We start from the raw sequence: 19,748 nt of genomic DNA on the forward strand, positions 1-19,748 counted from the left end.
TATCAGGCTTCAAGCTTCCGAGCCAGGGCGTTGTCGTACAACTCCCGGGCCGTCGACACCGACAATACTGATTCGCCGTCGACAATAAAATCCTCATCGGTTACGGAACCCAATCGGCTGAATGCGACACCGGTTTTCGCAAGGGCTTCTTCGAACTCCGCTTGTTTTTCCGGGGCCACCGACACCACCACCCGGCTCTGGCTCTCCCCGAACAGGAAGGCATCTTTCCGGAACCGGCTGTCGGTTTCGATGCTGAATCCAAGCGGACCGGCCATCGCCGACTCCGTTAATGTCACAAACAAACCTCCGTCGGAAATATCGTGCGCCGACACAATCAACGTATTGGTAATTAACTCTTTAATGGCCTGTTGCACCGCCACTTCTTCCTCCATGTCGAAAGCCGGGGTCGGAGACGCCTTCACGCCCCGGTACGAATACAGGTATTCCGACGAAGCCAGATCGTCTTTCGACTGCCCAACCAGGTAAATCAAATCACCAGCCTGCCGGAAGCGTAGCGTCATCCGGTTTTTGGGATCTTCCATCAACCCGAGCATCCCAATGGTCGGTGTCGGGAAAACCGGGCCTTCGTCGGAGCTTTGGTTGTAAAAACTGACGTTGCCGCCCGTCACCGGCGTCGCAAACCGCTGGCAGGCTTCGCCCATGCCCTTGACGGCTTCGACAAATTGCCAGTAGACTTCCGGTACGTACGGATTGCCGAAGTTCAGGTTGTTGGTCACCGCCAACGGCTCCCCGCCCGTGCAGACGATGTTCCGGGCGGCTTCGGCCACAGCAATCTTGGCTCCGGTGTTTGGGTCGGCATTGACGTAGCGGCTGTTGCAGTCTACCGTGATGACAATGGATTTCTCGGTGCCTTTCACGTTGACCACGGCGGCATCCGAGGGCAAATTGGTGCTCAGGTTGGCCGTCCCGACCATCGAATCGTACTGCTCATACACCCACCGGCGCGAACAGATGTTCGGGTGGGCCAGCAAATGCTCCGCCACTTGCCGAATTTCATCGGATTTAAGATCGGGTACATCAGAAATCTGAAACTTCTTAAACTCCTGGAAGTAAGCCGGTTCGCGGTATTCGCGGTGGTATTGGGGAGCGCCCCCGCCTAGCACCAGGTCATGGGCTGGAACATCGGCCACCAGTTCGCCGTAGCGGTAGAAATGCAGCCGACCGGTATCCGTCACGGTTCCGATCTGTTCGCAGTTCAAATCCCATTTATCAAAAATACCCTGAATAACGTCTTCTTTGCCTTTCTCGATCACCACCAGCATCCGCTCCTGCGATTCGGACAGCAGGATTTCAAACGGCGCCATGTTCGGCTGGCGGGTCGGCACTTTATCGAGGTCGATGATCATCCCGTGTTCGCCCTTGGCGCTCATTTCGGAGGTCGAGCAGATGATCCCGGCGGCTCCCATGTCCTGAATCCCGATCACATGGCCCGTTCCAATAATCTCCAGCGAGGCTTCCAGCAGTAGTTTCTCCATGAACGGATCGCCCACCTGAACGGCGGGAAGTTTCTCGGTCGATTTGTCGGAAATGTCTTCCGATGCAAACGTGGCCCCGTGAATTCCGTCTTTACCCGTGGCCGAACCGACGATGAAAACCGGGTTACCCACACCGTACGAGGTGGCCTTGGCAACCTTGCCCACTTCGACAATCCCGGCCGAAAAGGCGTTCACCAGTGGGTTAACGTTGTAGCAATCGTCGAAGTAAATCTCCCCACCGACTGTCGGAATTCCGAACGCATTGCCATAATCGCCGATGCCTTTCACGACACCTTTCAGCAACCGCCGGGTTTTGGGTAAATCCAGATTTCCGAACCGCAGCGAGTTGAGCTGGGCAATGGGCCGGGCGCCCATCGTGAAAATATCGCGGTTGATGCCGCCCACGCCCGTAGCCGCGCCCTGGTAGGGTTCGATGGCCGAGGGGTGATTGTGCGATTCTATTTTAAAGCTACAAGCCAGTCCATCGCCGATGTCGACCAATCCGGCGTTTTCCTCTCCGGCTTTGGCCAGCATCCGCTCCGAATCGCGGGGCAGCGTCTTGAGCCAGACAATCGAATTCTTGTAGGAGCAGTGCTCCGACCACATCACCGAAAAGATACTCAGTTCGGTAAAATTGGGTTTGCGGCCCAAGATAGCAATAATTCGGTCGTATTCGTCGGGCAGCAGGCCCAGTTTGCGGGCAGTTTCGAGCGTGGGTAACTGATCGGTCGTTTCGGCAGACATGCGGATTGAGCAGAATGATTCGTTGGCGCAAAGGTAAGGCTTTTCGATCATCCGACGGAACGAATCGGGGATTCGGACCCGATTTCTCGAAAAATTGGCCTAAATTTCCCGCACCTTCCGTAAAACCGGCGAAGGATACGTTTGAAAAGGCTTTTCGTTTAACTCCCTTTTTGTGAATACGCCCGAACCCCAACTCCGAACCGTCGAGGTGATTCGCTACGTAACGCCCCTGCGCGAGGGTGGCTCGTTACCGGCCATTGTCGAAGCCGACGACGATTTTCTGTACGTCCTGAAATTTCGGGGCGCGGGCCAGGGCGTCAAGGCGTTGATTGCCGAACTGATTGCGGGCGAACTGGCCCGGACGCTCGGCTTTCGGATTCCCGAAATCGTCCTTGCCACGCTCGACCCGGCGATGGCCCGGCTGGAACCGGATGAAGAGATTCAGGATTTGCTGCGGGCCAGCGGTGGCCTGAACCTCGGACTGCATTTTCTTTCCAAAGCCACCACCTTCGACCCGGTTTTAAATACCGTCAGCGCGCGACTGGCCTCCGAGATTGTCTGGTTCGACTGTTTCATTACCAACGTCGACCGGACGGCTCGCAACACCAACATGCTGATGTGGCACAAAGAACTCTGGCTCATCGACCACGGTGCTTCGCTGTATTTTCACCACGCCGGACTGCCCTGGGACGAACAGGCCCGCAAACCGTTCGGGGCCGTCAAAAACCATGTGTTGCTGCCCTGGGCGGGCGAACTCGACGCCGTCGATGCCGATTTTAAGCAAAAGCTCTCCCCGGAACGGATTCAGGCCATCGTGGACCTTGTCCCGGCCGAATGGCTGGCAACAGACGATCCGACCGAAACCGTGGAGGCACAGCGCCAGATTTACGTTCAGTTTTTAACCACCCGACTCGCTCACTCGGAAATTTTTGTTCAGGAAGCCCAGCATGCCAAAGCACGTATTTGAGTACGCCGTCATCCGCGCCGTGCCGCGCGTGGAACGCGAAGAATTCATGAACGTCGGGGTCATTGTCTACTGCCCGGGCCAGGGTTTCCTGCAAGCGGTTTTTGAACTGAACGAAAACCGCTTGCGGGCGTTCTCGGCCGACCTCGACCTGGACGAGTTGCGGGAACGGCTGCGGGTTTTTCAGAAAATCTGCGCCGGTCGGCGGGAAGGCGGTCCCATTGGTCAACTGCCGGTGGCCGCCCGGTTTCGCTGGCTGGCGGCCAACCGCAGCACCATCGTCCAGACCTCGCCGGTGCATACCGGCTTGTGCACCGATGCGGCCCAGACCCTGGAGCGGCTGATGGAGCAGTTGGTGCGGTGAATTGTCCTTTCTGAAGAAACTGTCAGTTTGAGAGAATCGAATGTTTGAACGTAAAATTCCGGGCAGGTTTTTCATCGTGAAAGGTATTGGTTAGTCAAATTTTCAACTAGCGCTCCGGTTTTATTGTTGAAATCCTGCAACGGACACCTCCGCTCCCAGGACGCCAGATAATCAGTATGCTTATACGTGGTCGTTTACCTGAGCCGTCGAAATATGCGGATCATTCCATCCATACATGCCCAAATTCTTCGTAACTTTTAGCCCTGAATAGATCGTAGAATATATTTCTTGCATGATACGGGGCGTCTTAGTAACGTTTGGATGGGCTTTCCTTTTTGCATCGTCGGTTTACGGCCAAACTGTCCAGTGGGCCAGTTCAGTCGTGGGCTACTCGTCGGAAGGGCGCGGGGAAGCATACTCCCAGCAATACCGGGCCAACCAGGTTCTGGGCAAACCCAACCGGCTTCCGCAGGTCGGTGATAACGTTTGCGCCTGGTCACCGCTTTACCCCGACAGTCCCAACGATGAGTGGATTACGGTTCGCTTCGCCGAAGCCATTCCGATCCGGCAAATTGCCATTTTTCAGAGTGGAAATCCCGGTGCGATCAGCCAGGTACTGGTGATCGACGGTCAGGGCCGTGAAATACCGGTTTATAAACCAACAACCTTGGCAACCGGGTCCGAAACCGGCAGCGCCCCGCTCCTCCACATTTTTCCAACCGAAGCGTCGCTGACGGCCAATACCGTCAAACTCGTCATCAGTCCAAACCGGGTGAAAGGCCCGAACCAGATCGACGCCATCGGCATTTCGGACGATACCCAACCGATTTCCGTGACCATCAATGTGTCGAAAGACGCTCCGAAGGATCTGGTGAAAGAAAACATTGGCAGCAAGGTTAATTCCCCCGGCCAGGAAGTCGCTCCCCTGATTTCTCCCGACGGCAAAACCCTTTATTTTACGCGGGGCCAGCACAACGGCAATACCGGCGACCCGAAAAGTCAGGATGTCTGGTATTCGTTGCTCCAGCCGAATGGCGAGTGGGGACCGGCCATCAACATGGGTGCGCCCATCAACAACGCATCCGACAACGCCATCAGCGGGATGTCGGCCGACGGCCGGACGGTTTACCTAATCAACGTCTACAAACCCGACGGTTCGGTGGCTTACGGTTTATCCAAATCGACCCTTGGTAAAAACGGCTGGTCGTTTCCGACCGAAGTGGTCATTAAAAACAACCAGAATCTGCACAAAAAGAACTACACCGAATACGCCATCGTCCCCGATGGCAAAACAATGGTGCTGTCCGTCCAGCGCAACAACTCCATCGGCGACAAAGACCTGTACGTTTCGTTTTTGCAACCGAACCAGACCTGGAGCGAGCCGGTCAGCATGGGGCCAGTCTTGAATACCGCCGATTACGAAGGTGCTCCATTTGTGGCTTCCGACTCCCGTACCCTGTATTTCACTTCCGCCGGTCATCCCGAATACGGCAACGGTGACATTTTTGTGAGCCGACGCCTGGATGATAGCTGGACCAACTGGTCGGAACCCGAAAACCTCGGCCCGACCATCAACACGCCCGAGTGGGACGGCTATTTTACCATTCCGGCGACCGGTGATTACGCCTACCTCAGTTCCATTCAGAATTCGATGGGGGGCGAAGACATTTTCCGACTCAAACTCTATCCGGCCATCAAACCCGATGCGGTGGCCATCGTCTCGGGCCAGGTGATCGACGGCATCAGCAAAAAACCGGTTGCGGCTGAGGTCTTTTCCACAACCGCGCCCGATAACAAAGAGCACAGCCGCATCAGCTACGATCCGGGAACAGGGGATTTCAAACTGCTGCTGCCCGTACAGAACAATTATAACCTGACCGCCAAACGCGACGGCTATTTCCCGACGACAGAACTCCTGGACCTCAGCAAAGACAAGCGGTTCCGCGAAATCCGGAAAAACCTGATTCTAACGCCCATCCAGACCGGCCAGCGGGTGGTGCTTCGTGAGGTGCTGTTCGAACAAAGCAAGGCCATTTTGCTGACTGGCTCCAACGCCGAACTCGACCGGGTGGTGCAGATGTTGAAAGAGTACCCAACGATGGAAATACAGGTAGAAGGACACACCGACAATCAGGGCGTCTGGGAACTGAACATGAAACTGTCTGAAGACCGGGTGCGGGTGGTCAAAGACTATTTGATGGCCCAGGGCATTCCCGACGAGCGCATTCAGACCAAAGCCTGGGGACCGAGTAAGCCCATTGCCAGCAACGAAACCGAGGAAAAGCGCCGATTGAACCGGAGAGTAGAATTTACGATCCTGAAAATGTAAAGTCCGGCAAAATGGGCTTATTTTTGCCCGCGAAAAAGCTATTCACCCGGATTAATGTCATCCCACCACCGAACGTATACCTGGATTCTGGCCGGAATCATGCTTCTGGCGTTTGTTCTTCGCGTTTACCACCTGGATTCTTACGGCATTTTTTTCGACGAAAAATCGACGCTCCTCGTCAGCCAGGGGGTGGTTCTCGAAGGGTCAAACCAGAAGGATGTCTTTGACAAAGCGGCCGTTTCGTATTTTACTCCGGAGGAATTCTGGAAACCCAAAACGCTCGACGATTTCATCGAAGCCAACATCAAGGGGGATATCGGCAATAGTCCGGCCTACTACGCCCTGATCTGGCTCTGGATCAAGGCATTCGGACCGAGTGACTTTTCGATCCGGTTTTTATCCGTGCTTTTCGGTGTCATCACCCTCCCGCTGCTCTACCGTTTCGTCACGACGCATTTCAAAATGGAACCGGAACGGGCGATCCGACTGGCCCTTCTTACCTGCCTGCTAGCCGCCATTGAGCCCTATTTCATCGCTCAGAGCCACGTTGCCCGCAATTACACGATGTCGTTTTTCCTGACCTTGCTGGCAACGCAGGTCTTTCTGCTGATTCAGGAAAAGCAAAAACCGAATCCGCGGACCTCTCCCATTAACCTGTATGTGGCTTACGGCCTGCTGGTGGCCTTGTCGCTGCTTTCGCACTACCTGACCCTGACGGTTTTTCTGGGCCACGGTTTGTATGCGCTCCTGTACGTTCGTAAACTTCCGGTCTGGTTCCGGCTGGCGCTGAGTGTTAGCGTTGCGGTGGGATTCGTCTCGCTCTGGTTTATTTTCGGTGGAGGCAAATACACCTTCTTTAGTCTCGACCATCAGGCGAAACTATACCGAAGTATTGCGCTGACCAACCCGACCAACAACGGTTTCGGGTTGATTTTACCGGCCACCGTTCCCAACGTATTCTGGCGCTCGTTGCCGGTTTTCAGTGATCTGATCCTCTTCACCAACGGGCTGGCGACGGCGGTGGTCGGTTACCGGAATTTTGCGCTCGCCATGCTGCTCGGCGGCCTGGCGACCGGTTTGCTGATCCGGTATCGGAAGCACCACAACCCACCAGTCTGGGTCAAAATTGGTTTTCCGCTGGTGCTGGCCGCCGGTTTGCCGATTTACAGCATTCATGCCGCCCAGCACCTGGTGATGTCAGCGGCTGTTCCGCTGTTTTATCTTTTAGTCACGGCCATGCTGGAAGATGTCGACCGGCAGAACCGTCCATTGATGGTCTTTCTGGTTATTCTGGCGCTGGGACCGACCTTCTTTTTGCTGATCATGGCGTTCCGATCGGGCCATACCTACGGGATTACGCAACGGTATTCGGGTTTTTCGTTTCCGTATATACTCATCCTGACCGCGCTGATGCTGCTGAAAATCAGCTCGCTCCGGTTTTGGTTCAGCCTTCCGCTGGCGGTGGTGCTGGCGGTGCAGGCAGTTTTTCTGACGATGTTGCTGCAACGCATTTACAATGACATCGAACCGAAGTATTCATCGGCACCCTTGGCCCGACTACCCAACCCGTTCCGGACATCGGCCCAGAAAATCCAGGAACTCTATGCCCCCGGCGATACGGTTTTGTATCCGTCGATGCGTCGGCATGAATACACCGAGATCGACAAAATCGGTCGGGCTTTTTCGGTCATCGACGCCCAGATGGTGAATGTTTATTTGCCTAGGGATGCAACCTATTATCAACGGATCGACTCTACCGAGCGGGATAAGATTGTCCTGGTCAAAGGCAAGACCGGCCAGAAAATCACTATCTTTGACCTCGAAGGCATGAAATACCGGTATTAAAATGACGTCAACTGCCACCACCATTGATCTGAAAACCCTCAGCGGCCAACTCCGGCTGAAGGTCCTTGAACTATACAACATGGCCCATGCCGGTCACATCGGCTGTTCACTGAGCTGCCTCGATCTGATGCTTGCGACGCTCATTCTGCGCAAGCAGCCCGAGGATACGTTCATCCTGTCGAAAGGCCATGCCGCAGCCGCTTTGTACGTTTGTTTGAACCACCTGGGTGAGATTTCGGACGAAGAACTGCAAACGTTTTACAAAAACGGCACCACGCTTCCGGCCCATCCCGCACCCAACAAACACAGAGGCATTCCGTTTGCCACCGGTTCGCTGGGCCACGGGCTGCCGATCGGAAGCGGCATTGCCCACGCCAATAAGTTATTAGGAAATTCAAATTTCGTCTACGTCTTGATGTCGGACGGCGAAACCAACGAAGGCACTACCTGGGAGGCCGCCCACTATGCCCTTCAGCAGGGACTCGACAACCTGGTGGTTTTGATCGACAAAAACGGCTTGCAGGGATTCGGGCAAACCGCCGAGGTGTTCGGCGATACGGCCGACGTCGCCAAATGGCAGGCCATCGGTTTTGATGTAGTCGAAGCCGACGGGCACAATGTGGAAGCGCTCCTGGTTCAGCTCGACACACTGCGACTGCAGGCCAACGGCAAACCCAAAGTCGTGATCGCCCATACCGTGAAAGGCAAAGGTGTTTCGTACATGGAAAACCGGCTGGAATGGCACTACCTGCCGATGACCGCCGACCTCTACGAGCAGGCCCGCGCCGACGTCCACAACCGGTATTTTACCGCATAATCCACACCACCGTGACGCTTAAAAACCGCCCCGGCGGTCGGCTTACCGGCTTGATTCATACTGTTCATCCCGAATGTCAAAACAGATCCTACCGTATCAGGATAGCATCCTCCAACTGAAAGGCCCGATTTTCGTCTTTGGTGCCAGCGGCTTTATCGGAGCCAATTTATTCGACCAGATTTTTCAACTCCGGAAAGACTGCTACGCCCTGACGCACGACGCCACGAAGGCCTGGCGACTCAAATTGCTGAACGTTCCGGCCGAGAACGTCATTCACTGCGATATTCTTTCTTATAAATCGGTCCAGGAGATTTTTGACCGATACAAGCCGAAAACCATCTTCAACCTGGCGGCTTACGGAGCATACAGCAAACAGAAAAACGTCAACCTGACCTACGAAACGAACGTAACGGGAACCGTCAATATTCTGGAAAACTGCTCGCCCGAAACGGTTTACATCCACGCGGGCAGTAGTTCGGAATACGGTTTTAACTGCACCGCCCCCAAAGAAACCGACCGCGTCGAACCCAACAGCCACTACGCAGTTTCGAAAGTTTCGGCGGCCTATATGCTCGAATTTTACGCCCGGGTTCACGGCCTGAAAACCCTGAACTTGCGGCTTTACTCGATTTACGGCGGCTGGGAAGAACCCGACCGATTGATTCCCCGGCTGGTCGAAGAGGCCCGAAAAGGCGGTTTGCCCCCGCTCGTTTCGCCCGACATCAGCCGCGATTTTGTCTATATCGACGATTGCGTGGAAGCCTTCGTGCAGGCGGCTCTGAAGGTGGGCAAAACCATCAGCGGTCGTTCGTATAACATCGCTACGGGCCGGAAAACGACCATGCGCGAACTGGTGGAGGAAACCCGCCGGACCTTTGGCCTGGCCGTCGAACCGGTGTGGGGCAGCATGGGCAACCGGCAATGGGACCTCAGCGACTGGTACGGCGACCCCACTGCCGCCAACACCGACCTCGGCTGGCAGGCCCGCACGCCCTTGACTGTCGGTCTGCAAAAAACCGCCGACTGGCAGGTGCAGCACGACTACGCCGAGCGCGTACTCCCGGCCTTCGCCAACCCGACGATCAACCCGGTCATTACGGCCATCATTGCCTGTTACCGGGATGCGCAGGCCATTCCGATCATGTACGAGCGGCTGGTCAAAACCTTCAACGAGATGAAGGTGCGGTACGAAATCATTTTCGTCAACGATAATTCACCGGACAACCAGGAGGAAGTCATCGACGCCATCTGCGCGAAAGATCCGAACGTGATCGGGATTACGCACTCGCGGAATTTCGGTTCACAGTCGGCTTTTCTGAGCGGGATGGAAATTTCGACGGGCGACGCCGTGGTGCTGATGGACGGCGATTTACAGGATCCCCCCGAGATCATTCCGAAGTTTTACGAAAAATGGCAACAGGGCTACGACGTGACCTACGGCGTCCGGGTTCAGCGCGAAATGCCGCCCCACGTCCACTTTTTCTATAAGACTTTTTACCGGTTGTTCAAGAAAATGTCGTACATCAACATCCCGGTCGATGCGGGCGACTTTTCGATGATCGACCAGAAGGTGGTGCGCGAACTGGTGGCCCTGCCCGAAACCGAACAGTTTCTGCGCGGACTGCGGGCCTGGGTCGGTTTCAAGCAAACGGGCGTCGATTACGTCCGGCCAGAGCGGATGTTCGGCGTCTCGACCAACAACTGGACCAAAAACATCTGGTGGGCCAAGAAGGCCATTTTTTCCTTTAGCTTTGCCCCGCTCGAAGCGATGTCCTACGCCGGTTTCCTGCTGACGGGCCTTTCGTTGCTGGGCATTCTGTGGCAAATTCTGGCTAAGCTCCTGATTTTCCCGGAAACGCCCGCCGGTTTATCGACAGTCATCGTGCTGGTGATGCTCTTCGGTGGCATTAACCTGCTGGGTATTTCGTTCCTGGGTGAGTACATCAGCAAGATCTTTGAAGAAACCAAAAAACGGCCCAAATTCATCCGGACGAAGGTTCGGAAGGGTGAGCAACTCTACAAAACCGCATCCGAAATCCGGGCGCTGGTGGAAGCGAGAAAAACAAAATGAGGTTTTATTGGGGATGGGGTTGTTACACAGGGTTAATCAGAGAATATCAGAGGTAATCAGGGACTTCTCTGATTAACCCTGATCATCTCTGATTAACCCTGTGTAACAACCCCACACTAAAACACACCAAAATTATGCGGAAAGAATTTTCAGCGGCCATCGAGCGGCTGGCTGCGGCCGATGAGCAAATCATCTTCATCACGGGAGACTTGGGTTACAACGCCCTCGAAAACGTCGCGGCCGTGATGGGTCCGCGCTTCATCAACGCGGGGGTGGCCGAACAGAACATGGTCGGCGTCGCGGCCGGAATGGCCTACAAAGGATTCAAAGTTTTTTGTTACAGCATTGCCCCGTTTGCGGTGTACCGCTGCCTGGAGCAGTTCCGCAACGACGTTTGCCTGCATAATTTACCGGTTTTCCTGGTGGGCAACGGGGGCGGTTATGGCTACGGCATTATGGGCTCGACGCACCACGCCATCGAGGACCTGGCCTGCCTGAGCGGGTTGCAGAACGTCAAAACCTGGATTCCGGCGTTTGCCGACGAGATTGATGCCACCGTAAATGCCATCGTGGCCGAAGGTCGTCCGGCGTATTTGCGGTTGGGAGCCGGTCCGAAAACGCCGGAAGGCGCCGAAACGGCCGGGTCGTTCAAGAAAATTGTCAGCAGCGAAAATCCGAAAGGAACCGTCGTGGCGCTGGGGCCGGTGGCGGCTAACGTCCTGAAAGCCCTCGAAACCTCTGATACGCTGGGCAACCAGTTCGAAGTCTACACGGCCCTGAACCTGCCGCTGGAATTGCCGAAGGAGTTGGGCCGTCAATGGGCCGAAACGCAGAATCTGTTGGTCGTGGAAGAGCATGTCAGCATCGGCGGGCTGGCGCAGCAATTGTCGGTCAAACTGCTGGAAAACGGACTGGCGTTCCGGAAGTTTGTGAGCCTGTCGGCGCAGGGCTACCCGGAAGGGCTGTATGGTGACCAGAGTTACCACCAGCGGCAGTCGGGGTTGGATACGACGTCGATTCAGGAGAAACTGGCGGGGTTTTTGGCTTAAAATTATATCGCAGAGTTTAGCGGAATAGATCAGAGTTACGCGGAGGAATATGCATTCGGGAACGGAATCGATTCATGTTCAGGGCAATCGGGCCAGTAACCGGGTTTCCACGGCCGGGTGGTTAGGATGGCTCGGGCTATTGGTGCCGGTTTTGGTTTATTTCTGGGTATTCAGCCGGTACGCAATCAACATTCCGAAGTACGACGATCACGCGCTGAAGGCGTTTCTGGTCAATATCGACAAGGCCACGTCGCTGCGTGATACGATTTACGAATTTTTTCGGCAACACAACGAACACCGCATCGTCTATGACCGGCTGATCACCTGGCTGGATTACCGGCTCACCGGCAAGCTCAATTACGTTCACCTGATGGTGGTGGGCAATTTGAGTCTGGTGTTGCTGCTGGCGGTTTTTGTCCGGGCGTTGCGCAAATCCGGAGCGGCAGTATGGATGGCCCTGCCGGTGTCGCTACTACTGTTTAATCTCTCCAACTGGGAAAATACGTTTTGGGGCATGGCCGCTGCCCAGAACTTCACCGTCGTGGCGCTGGCCGTGGCGACATTCTACGAATTAGCATTCAAAAACCGGGTAGGCTGGCTGGCGATTGCGCTGGCGGTGGCCGCGACGATCACCAGCGGAAACGGTTTACTAATTTGGCCCGTCGGCTTAGTTCTTATTTTCTTGCGGCAGGATTATGCGGGCGTCATTCGCTGGTCGCTGGCGTTGGCCGTGACCTTCCGCCTGTATTTTCTGGGGTATGAAAAACCGGCTGGCAATCCGCCCGACCGGGGTCCGCTGCTTGACTGGGGGAAGGGCTGGCTGCTGTTCAACGGGGCCTCGGCCGAAGCATTCCCGGTCCAAAATTTCATGCTGACCTGCCTGACGCTCGGTGGAGTCGTCACGCTGTTGTGTGCTGTTGTGGGCTTTTCATTGCTGGGAAAACGCTTCCGGGGCTCCCGGTTGACAGACTGGCAACTGTTTTTCCTGGGCGGAATGGCCTTCGTGCTGGGTACGGGTTTGATCGTTGCGTTCAACCGGGTCGGTTTTGGACTGGGAACCCTGACGACCAGCCGCTACAAAATTTATTCACTCACACTGCTGGCCTTTGTATTCAGTTACGGGATCGCGCAAAGTCGACCAGCACGCCGTCTGGCCACGGCCGGTGTTGCCACGGTTTTCAGCCTGGCCCTTGCGTTTTTCTCGTACAGCACGTACCTGGACGAAACGATTTATTTGCGGCAATTCCTGAGTACCTATTACTTTAATGCCCGCTACACACAGAATAGCCCCCAACCCCTGGTCGATTCCGTTACGCAACGCTACGTCGAGACACCCGGAACCTTTTACGACAACCAGTTGGCTACCCTGCTGACCACGCCCAAACTGGATTCGCCGGTTCTACTGAATTCCGTCTATCTATCCGAGCCGCATTACACCATTCTGCAATTCACCCAGCCTCCGCTCGGTTTGCGCGATGCAGGCTCGTACCTCATGGCCCGTTCCGACCGACGAACCTACCTGTTTGCAGTTCGGCAAAACCTGAGCCGCAGCCCGCGCGGGTGGTTCTGGCCCCGGCGGATTTTTGCCGGGGGCTTCGTGGCCGAAATTCCGGAGGTTGAGCTGGAACGGGGGCGCTATCAATTGTTCGTGGTCACGGTCGGGCCGGATCAATCCCTGAAAATTCATCCTACTGGCCAAACCATTGCAGCCTCCGGGGCCAAATACCAGCGTCCCGAATCCAACTGGTAGCCGGAACGGCACTTCGTTATTCGTTATTCAATATTCGATGTTCGATATTAAAACCTCACAAAAAACAATATCGAATACTGAATAACGAACACTTTCCCAACCGTAAACTGAATCCCTTTGAAAAACTACTTCGGACAACTCGACGGCTTGCGGTTTGTGGCGGTTTCGCTGGTGATGGTCGATCACTGGCTGAGCGATCAGGTGCATTTACCACTCGGCTACTTCGGCGTCAACCTGTTCTTTGTTCTGAGCGGTTTTCTGATTACTCGCATCTTGATCACCAGTAAGGAGCGTGACCAAGCGCTTGGCAGGTCGCCCGGTTTTTCACTCCGGCAGTTCTACATTCGACGAAGTCTGCGAATTTTTCCGGTTTACTACCTGACCCTTTTTGTGCTGGCTCTGATCGGGTACGAGCCTGTCCGGAAACATCTGATCTGGTTTTTGACCTACACGCCCAACCTTTGGATCATCCTCAATAACACCTGGTTTGGGGCTGTCGATCACCTTTGGTCACTGGCGGTCGAGGAGCAATATTACCTTTTTTTCCCCTTCCTGATTCTGTTCCTACGGTTCCGGTATTTGCTCCGGTTGTTGATCGGACTGATCGGTTTTTCGATGCTACTCCGGATTTATCTCTACGCAACCGGCGCTTCCTGGCTCGTTTCGTTCGTCTTCATGCCGACCTGCCTCGACGCTTTCGGTATGGGTGGGGTGCTGGCCTGGCTGCTGGTTTTCCGACGTGAGCAGTTCAGCCGATGGGTTGGGAACCCGGCCTGGCTACTGATCAGTTTGGGGCTGTATGCTTTTAATCTATACCTGATGGCGAATACCTCCGCCGGACGAAACGTCTTTACCGATGTCACCGACCGGTTTTTCACTTCGTTCTTCTGTTTTTTCGTGATCGGCAAAGGAGTGATCGGCTACGGGGGCCTAATGAAATGGTTTCTGGAGCATCCGGTCAGCCAGTACCTCGGTCGGATCAGCTACGGACTGTATTTGTTTCATAACCTGGTTTTTAACTTTTACCATACCCCGACGGATTTTATTACCGTCCGGGCCTGGAACCGGCTCCTGCGCGAACTCCCGGGGCTGGCGGGCTCGGGGCTGGAAAGCGGGGCGAAATTCCTTTTCTTTTACGCCATTACCGTCGCCGTGGCTACGGTTTCGTGGTTCCTGATTGAAAAGCCGTTCAACAACCTGAAAGACCGCTTTGCCTACGACCATTCCTGAACAAATCGGAGGGCGGTTGGCAAATCTGGTGGCTTGTTTGTACTTTTGGCCATTTCCATCAAGCTATTCACACGTGGACGCAGGGCAATTGGGTTGGTTCCGCAAAGAATCGAAAGAGGCCATTTCATCGACCAAAACGACGGATGTTCCGGAAACATCCGTTTCGGAAACATCGAAAGCAGCCGCCACCATTTCGTATCTGAGCCAACTGGATGGTGTCCGGTTTATTGCCGTCGCTCTGGTGCTCTACGATCACTGGATGGCCGAACGGAACACGTTGCCGCTGGGGCCGCTCGGCGTAACGATCTTTTTTGTCCTGAGCGGTTTTCTGATCACCCGGATTCTACTCAGCAGCAAGGACAAGCTGGCCAGTCGTCCCGACGGATTAAGCGTGTACCTCAAGACGTTCTACATTCGCCGAACCATCCGGATCTTTCCCCTGTACTATTTCTCCCTGCTCCTGCTGGCCGTGTTAAACGTGCCGCCGGTGCGCGAAACGCTGGCCTGGTGCGTGTTGTACGCCACCAATATTTACATTGCCTATTACCAACAGTGGATGGGAGTCATCGATCATTTCTGGTCACTGGCTGTCGAAGAGCAGGTCTACCTCATTTTTCCGCTGCTGTTGTTTATTGTTCCCCGTCGGCACGTGCCGCTCACGATGATTCTGATGATTATCGGTAGTGTGCTGTTCCGGTATTACCTCTACGCGCAGGACTATTCCTGGGTGGTGGCCTACGTATTTACGCCAGCCTGCCTGGACTCGTTCGGTCTGGGGGCCTTGCTGGCGTACCTGTGGCTTTATCAGAAAGAATGGATCGATAAACTCTTTACCAATTCGCTCGGGGTTGTGGCAGCTTTGGCCGTTTATGTAGTATTGGTCGTCTTGTCCAAGACCTACGACGCTCCGCACAATGTTGTCTCGGAAGTGTGGGACCGGCTGGCGGGCTCTGTACTTGGTTTTTTCCTGATTGGGCGAGCAGCCATCGGTTTCAAGGGCTGGATGCGGTGGTTCCTGGAAAATCCAGTGAGCCGGTATCTGGGCCAGATCAGCTATGGGCTATACATTTTTCACAATCTGGTCTATAACTTTTACCATACGCCCCCCGGCCACCCGACCATCCGGATCTGGCATAAACTGACAAATTTGGCCCCGATGCTGAGCGGGTCATTCATCTTCGAATTTTTCTATTATGCCTTACTGACTGTTTTAATGGCTTCCCTCTCCTGGTTTCTTCTGGAGAAACCAATTAATGCACTCAAAGACCGGTTTTCGTACTGATTTCGTCGTTTGGAATCCACTTAATAAATGTTCGGCCTGGCATAGCGCAATAAATAGTTCCTCTTTTTCTATCTTTGCTTATTGATAACCATCAAAGTAGCAATACCGACTTGCTTCTGACGAATGAGTCGCATTGCCACAAACCCGTCTGCAATCAACCAATGAGTCTACACCTGTCAATTGTAATGCCAGCCTACAACGAGGAAGAGTGTATCCACGAAGTTGTAGACATGTGGGTTGATCTGCTCACCCGCCAATTTCCCAACGAAGATACCCGCCTGATCGTTATCAACGACGGCTCGAAAGACCGTACGGGAGCGATTCTGGATTCCTTGAAACCTAACTATCCGACCAAGCTCGAAGTATTGCACACGCCCAACGGTGGCCACGGCAACGCGGTCGTCCGCGGCTACCGGCACGCCGTAGCCCTCGGCTCCGAATACGTTTTCCAGACCGACAGCGACGATCAATTCGTCACCGATGACTTTGCCAAACTCTGGGCCAAACGCCATGAGTCGAACTTTATCCTGGGTTACCGGCAAATTCGTTTCGATGCTCCGGCGCGGCTGGTCATCACGCGGATTCTGAAATACAGCCTGTTCCTGATTTACGGAACCTATATCAAGGACAGCAACATTCCGTTCCGGCTTATCAATGGCCTGTACCTCAAAAAGTTGCTGGAACAACTGCCCGACCCGACGCCGTTTGCGCCCAATATCTTTCTGGCGGTCATGGCCCGGAAAGCCGGTCAGAAAACCTTCGACATCCCCATTACGCACAAAGAGCGGCAGACCGGCACGGTTTCGATCCTGAAGTGGAAGTTGCTGAAAGTCTGTATGCAAAGCTTCCGCGAACTGGCGGCCTTCCGGATGGATTTAGGGGACAAAGTCAAAGCCCTGAAAACCGTTCAGGTAAAACAACCCGTTAAGATATAATTTTGCCGCTACGGTAACCCGGTCACTGAGCCGGTACGGATGGCGCAGATTGATCGGATCTTCCCGGAATTTTTCGGCGAAAATCCCCTCGGTTTGCGTCATCGGCATTTTATTTTTACGGATATTAGGGTATTAAACAAACTCCATGACCAAAAAACAGCTCTGGATTGGCATTGGTATTTTAGCGCTGATTTTCGGCGTTTTTGTCTTTTACCGCTGGTCGAAAGCGCCCGCCCGCTCGGCCTGGATGCTGATTCCGTCGGATGCGCTGCTGGTCATGGAAAGTTCGTCGTTGCAGGACACGCTTTCGAAGCAGGCGCAACTGAAGGAAATGGCGTTGCGAACCACGCCGATTTTCCAGGAAGCCATTCGGAGTCTGGAAAGATTTGTCTGGTCACCGCTTGATACCACCAGCGCCCTGGCGTTTCTGCACGAAAAACCGGTTTGGTATTCCCTCCACCCTACATCCAAAGACCGCCTTGATTTTATCTTTTATATTCCGCTTCAGTCTACTCAGGATCAGTCATTTGTCAGCCGGATTCAGAATCCAAACGCCGATCAGTACCGGGTCCTGAGCCATCCCTACGAAGACACCAAAATCCACGAACTGCTCACGATCCGCAACGAATCGTTGGGGTCGTTTATCGTGCTGGATGACTACCTGGTGGCCAGTCCGTCGACGATTCTGATGGAAAGCGTGATCCGGCGGATGAAACAACCCTTCACCGAAACGCCCCTGCAACGGGCCGACGTGTCACTAATCCGGCCGGGCAATCTGGCGGGGTTGTATGTCCGCAGTTCGGTACTGTCGGCTGTTTTGTCGCCCAACGAGGCCAGTACGGATTATCAAACAAAATACATCAAGGCGCTCTTGCCGACCGAGCTGCTGACCCGGTTTCGCATCTCGCCCACCCGTACACATTTGATCGGGCTGTCGACCGACGACATTGGGGCAAAAGGTGCACTGGCGAATCTCTTTGACCGGCAAACCCCGTTCCGCATCGGGTGCAGCAATCTGATTCCCGACCAGACGACCACTTTTTTCCATTTCAGCCTGAGCGACGGCCCCCGGTTTGGCAAGGGACTAACGGCGTTTATCAATGCCGAGGATGACGCCGACACCCGCGAAGGTCGCCGGAAGCTGCGGCCCTTGCTCCAGAACGCCGAAAACGGCATTTATAAATACATCGGTAACGAGCTAGCCCTGCTCCGGCTCGATGCGCCTTCGGCCGACCGGCGACTGGTCATGCTGATTCACTCCCGCAACGTCGACCGGTTGTGGGACCGCTACCAACTGGGCGCGCTGCTGGTGTCCGGCACCGACCGCGTTTCGTCGACCAAACCGTTTTTACGCTACCGGATTTCGTCCATCAACGCCCCCAACCTGCCCGCGTTTCTGTTTGGCGGTTTGTTTCGCGGTTTTGAGCAGACCTGGCTGGCGCAGGTCGGCGAGTACCTGGTCATTGCCAACGGCCAGGGGGTGTTGCAGGAATATTTGCAGGCCGTCGAACAACGCACGGTCTGGTCGGAGTCGGTTCGGCAGCGAGATTTGCTGGAACAAACCATGCGACCCGCGAATTTTACGGCCTACACCCGGTTTACGCGCGCGGGTGAGTCGGTAACCGCCAACTGGCCGCAGTCGTGGCAGCACCTGCTGAACCACGACGAAACCGCCCTCGACAACGTCGAAAACCTGATTTATCAAAGTACTTACGGGCGCGAACGGATTTATTCGTCGCTCATCCTGGGCCGGACCACGCGCCGGGCCAGCGAAGCCGTCCTGAACCGGGTGTTTCTGCAACGAAAAATTGCGCTCAATGCGCCCCTGCTCAACCCGCCAATGATTTTGGGCGACTTTGTGGGCGGTTCGGGGGCCATCTGGGCCGTCGATAACACACAGCAATTCATGCTGATCACGCCGGAGGGCGAAAAACACAAACTCGGCACGGTCAATGGCCCGGTGTTGAGCCCGCTGGTGCCGGTTGATTTCCTGAGCAACGGGCGCTTGCAATACGCGTTTACCACAGCCCGTTCGCTGTACATTGCCGACCCGGTCAATGGCCTGGCCCGACTGCAATCGATTCCACTGCCCGAGAGCGTCGAACCGGCCACATTGATGGCTCCCCGTCGCGACCAGAACCGGAACCTAATTCTGCTGCTCTCGCACCGCAATGGCAGCGTTTACGGTTACGACCGGCAGCAAAAGCGGTTTGTACGCCAATTTACCGTGACAACTCCGGCGGGCGAAGGCGTCGCGGCCTTTCATGCCCCGGTCCGGAATCAGGCGCTTTCGGTCGTATCGGTACAGAAAGACGGCAAGTTGTTTTTCTGGAACGAGAATGGCAGCCCGGTTTCCGGTTTTCCGCTGGATCTGAAAGCCGAACTGATCGGTCCGGCCTGGCTGGAAACTGGCAGCCCTTCGACCCTGACAACACTGAGCCGCCAGGGCGAATTGATTCACATAGGGTCCGACGGGCAGATCACCGACCGAAATCAGCTTTACCGGCCCATTCGGCGAGGCTCTTTCCGCCTGCTTCCGGAAGTGAACCAGAACGGCTACCTGCTGCTGCGGAGCACCGACACGGAAGCGGCCATTCTGAACCGGAATGGCCAACTGCGGTTTGAGGTGCGGGGACTTCGCCCCGGGCAAACTACCATACGGTACCACGTTTTAGGCTCCGGCGTGAACCTGATCAGCGTAAAATCCGGTAATTTTACAACGCTTTACAACCTGGACGGCCAGCCCATCGGCGACCGGCCCATTCCGGGCACCTATCCGGTCGAACTGCAATTTTCGCCGAACCGGAACAAGTTATTTGTGTATAGTACCGACAACAAAGCCCTCCAGATTTGGTCGGTGAAGTTGCGTTAA

Annotated in this window: 13 protein-coding genes; 12 read left to right on the forward strand and 1 reads right to left on the reverse strand. The window is 54.9% G+C overall.

Going from position 1 to position 19,748, the window contains the following annotated elements:
- Nucleotides 1–2 precede the first annotated feature (2 nt).
- Nucleotides 3–2,240 (reverse strand): phosphoribosylformylglycinamidine synthase subunit PurL, encoded by a 2,238-nt coding sequence (gene purL, locus ACO2Q8_RS15910; RefSeq protein WP_423345822.1) that lies wholly within the window; start codon nucleotides 2,238–2,240, stop codon nucleotides 3–5.
- Between the two features lie 172 nt (nucleotides 2,241–2,412).
- Here purL and ACO2Q8_RS15915 point away from each other — a divergent pair, with 172 nt between their 5' ends.
- The 12 genes from ACO2Q8_RS15915 to ACO2Q8_RS15970 all read left to right on the forward strand — a co-directional run bounded on the left by ACO2Q8_RS15915 (nucleotide 2,413) and on the right by ACO2Q8_RS15970 (nucleotide 19,748).
- The gene (locus ACO2Q8_RS15915) at nucleotides 2,413–3,207 is read left to right on the forward strand and encodes a HipA family kinase (RefSeq protein ID WP_423345823.1); all 795 of its coding nucleotides are present in this window, start codon (nucleotides 2,413–2,415) and stop codon (nucleotides 3,205–3,207) included.
- Nucleotides 3,188–3,568 (forward strand): DUF3037 domain-containing protein, encoded by a 381-nt coding sequence (locus ACO2Q8_RS15920; RefSeq protein WP_423345824.1) that lies wholly within the window; start codon nucleotides 3,188–3,190, stop codon nucleotides 3,566–3,568. Before ACO2Q8_RS15915 ends, ACO2Q8_RS15920 begins: the two co-directional genes overlap by 20 nt.
- A gap of 292 nt (nucleotides 3,569–3,860) precedes the next feature.
- Nucleotides 3,861–5,897 (forward strand): OmpA family protein, encoded by a 2,037-nt coding sequence (locus ACO2Q8_RS15925; protein ID WP_423345825.1) that lies wholly within the window; start codon nucleotides 3,861–3,863, stop codon nucleotides 5,895–5,897.
- Between the two features lie 54 nt (nucleotides 5,898–5,951).
- Nucleotides 5,952–7,742, forward strand: a complete 1,791-nt coding sequence (locus ACO2Q8_RS15930) for a glycosyltransferase family 39 protein (RefSeq protein ID WP_423345826.1) — start codon at nucleotides 5,952–5,954, stop codon at nucleotides 7,740–7,742.
- A 1-nt stretch (nucleotide 7,743) separates the two neighbouring features.
- On the forward strand, nucleotides 7,744–8,559 hold the full coding sequence (locus ACO2Q8_RS15935; RefSeq protein ID WP_423345827.1) for a transketolase: 816 nt from the start codon (nucleotides 7,744–7,746) through the stop codon (nucleotides 8,557–8,559).
- A gap of 73 nt (nucleotides 8,560–8,632) precedes the next feature.
- Nucleotides 8,633–10,630, forward strand: a complete 1,998-nt coding sequence (locus ACO2Q8_RS15940) for an NAD-dependent epimerase/dehydratase family protein (RefSeq protein ID WP_423345828.1) — start codon at nucleotides 8,633–8,635, stop codon at nucleotides 10,628–10,630.
- A gap of 134 nt (nucleotides 10,631–10,764) precedes the next feature.
- Complete coding sequence (locus ACO2Q8_RS15945; protein WP_423345829.1) at nucleotides 10,765–11,679, forward strand: transketolase; 915 nt, start codon at nucleotides 10,765–10,767, stop codon at nucleotides 11,677–11,679.
- 49 nt (nucleotides 11,680–11,728) lie between these two features.
- On the forward strand, nucleotides 11,729–13,429 hold the full coding sequence (locus ACO2Q8_RS15950) for a hypothetical protein (protein WP_423345830.1): 1,701 nt from the start codon (nucleotides 11,729–11,731) through the stop codon (nucleotides 13,427–13,429).
- Between the two features lie 117 nt (nucleotides 13,430–13,546).
- Entirely contained in the window at nucleotides 13,547–14,659 is a 1,113-nt protein-coding gene (locus ACO2Q8_RS15955; protein WP_423345831.1) for an acyltransferase family protein, read from the forward strand.
- On the forward strand, nucleotides 14,640–15,941 hold the full coding sequence (locus tag ACO2Q8_RS15960) for an acyltransferase family protein (protein ID WP_423345832.1): 1,302 nt from the start codon (nucleotides 14,640–14,642) through the stop codon (nucleotides 15,939–15,941). Before ACO2Q8_RS15955 ends, ACO2Q8_RS15960 begins: the two co-directional genes overlap by 20 nt.
- A 161-nt stretch (nucleotides 15,942–16,102) precedes the next feature.
- A complete protein-coding gene (locus ACO2Q8_RS15965) occupies nucleotides 16,103–16,876 on the forward strand; it encodes a glycosyltransferase family 2 protein (RefSeq protein ID WP_423345833.1) in 774 nt (257 codons plus the stop codon).
- Between the two features lie 145 nt (nucleotides 16,877–17,021).
- Nucleotides 17,022–19,748: a hypothetical protein gene (locus tag ACO2Q8_RS15970; protein WP_423345834.1), complete on the forward strand. Its 2,727-nt coding sequence runs from the start codon at nucleotides 17,022–17,024 to the stop codon at nucleotides 19,746–19,748.

This window comes from Larkinella sp. VNQ87, assembly GCF_049445795.1.
In the GTDB taxonomy this organism is placed as follows: Bacteria; Bacteroidota; Bacteroidia; order Cytophagales; family Spirosomataceae; genus Larkinella.

Excerpts from the sequence above, each read along its gene's own strand:
- ACO2Q8_RS15920 (WP_423345824.1), top strand. The coding sequence starts at position 3,188 with ATGCCAAAGCACGTATTTGAGTACGCCGTCATCCGCGCCGTGCCGCGC.
- ACO2Q8_RS15940 (WP_423345828.1), top strand. The coding sequence starts at position 8,633 with ATGTCAAAACAGATCCTACCGTATCAGGATAGCATCCTCCAACTGAAA.
- ACO2Q8_RS15935 (WP_423345827.1), top strand. The coding sequence starts at position 7,744 with ATGACGTCAACTGCCACCACCATTGATCTGAAAACCCTCAGCGGCCAA.
- ACO2Q8_RS15930 (WP_423345826.1), top strand. The coding sequence starts at position 5,952 with ATGTCATCCCACCACCGAACGTATACCTGGATTCTGGCCGGAATCATG.
- ACO2Q8_RS15945 (WP_423345829.1), top strand. The coding sequence starts at position 10,765 with ATGCGGAAAGAATTTTCAGCGGCCATCGAGCGGCTGGCTGCGGCCGAT.
- ACO2Q8_RS15925 (WP_423345825.1), top strand. The coding sequence starts at position 3,861 with ATGATACGGGGCGTCTTAGTAACGTTTGGATGGGCTTTCCTTTTTGCA.
- ACO2Q8_RS15965 (WP_423345833.1), top strand. The coding sequence starts at position 16,103 with ATGAGTCTACACCTGTCAATTGTAATGCCAGCCTACAACGAGGAAGAG.
- ACO2Q8_RS15970 (WP_423345834.1), top strand. The coding sequence starts at position 17,022 with ATGACCAAAAAACAGCTCTGGATTGGCATTGGTATTTTAGCGCTGATT.
- ACO2Q8_RS15950 (WP_423345830.1), top strand. The coding sequence starts at position 11,729 with ATGCATTCGGGAACGGAATCGATTCATGTTCAGGGCAATCGGGCCAGT.
- purL (WP_423345822.1), bottom strand. The coding sequence starts at position 2,240 with ATGTCTGCCGAAACGACCGATCAGTTACCCACGCTCGAAACTGCCCGC.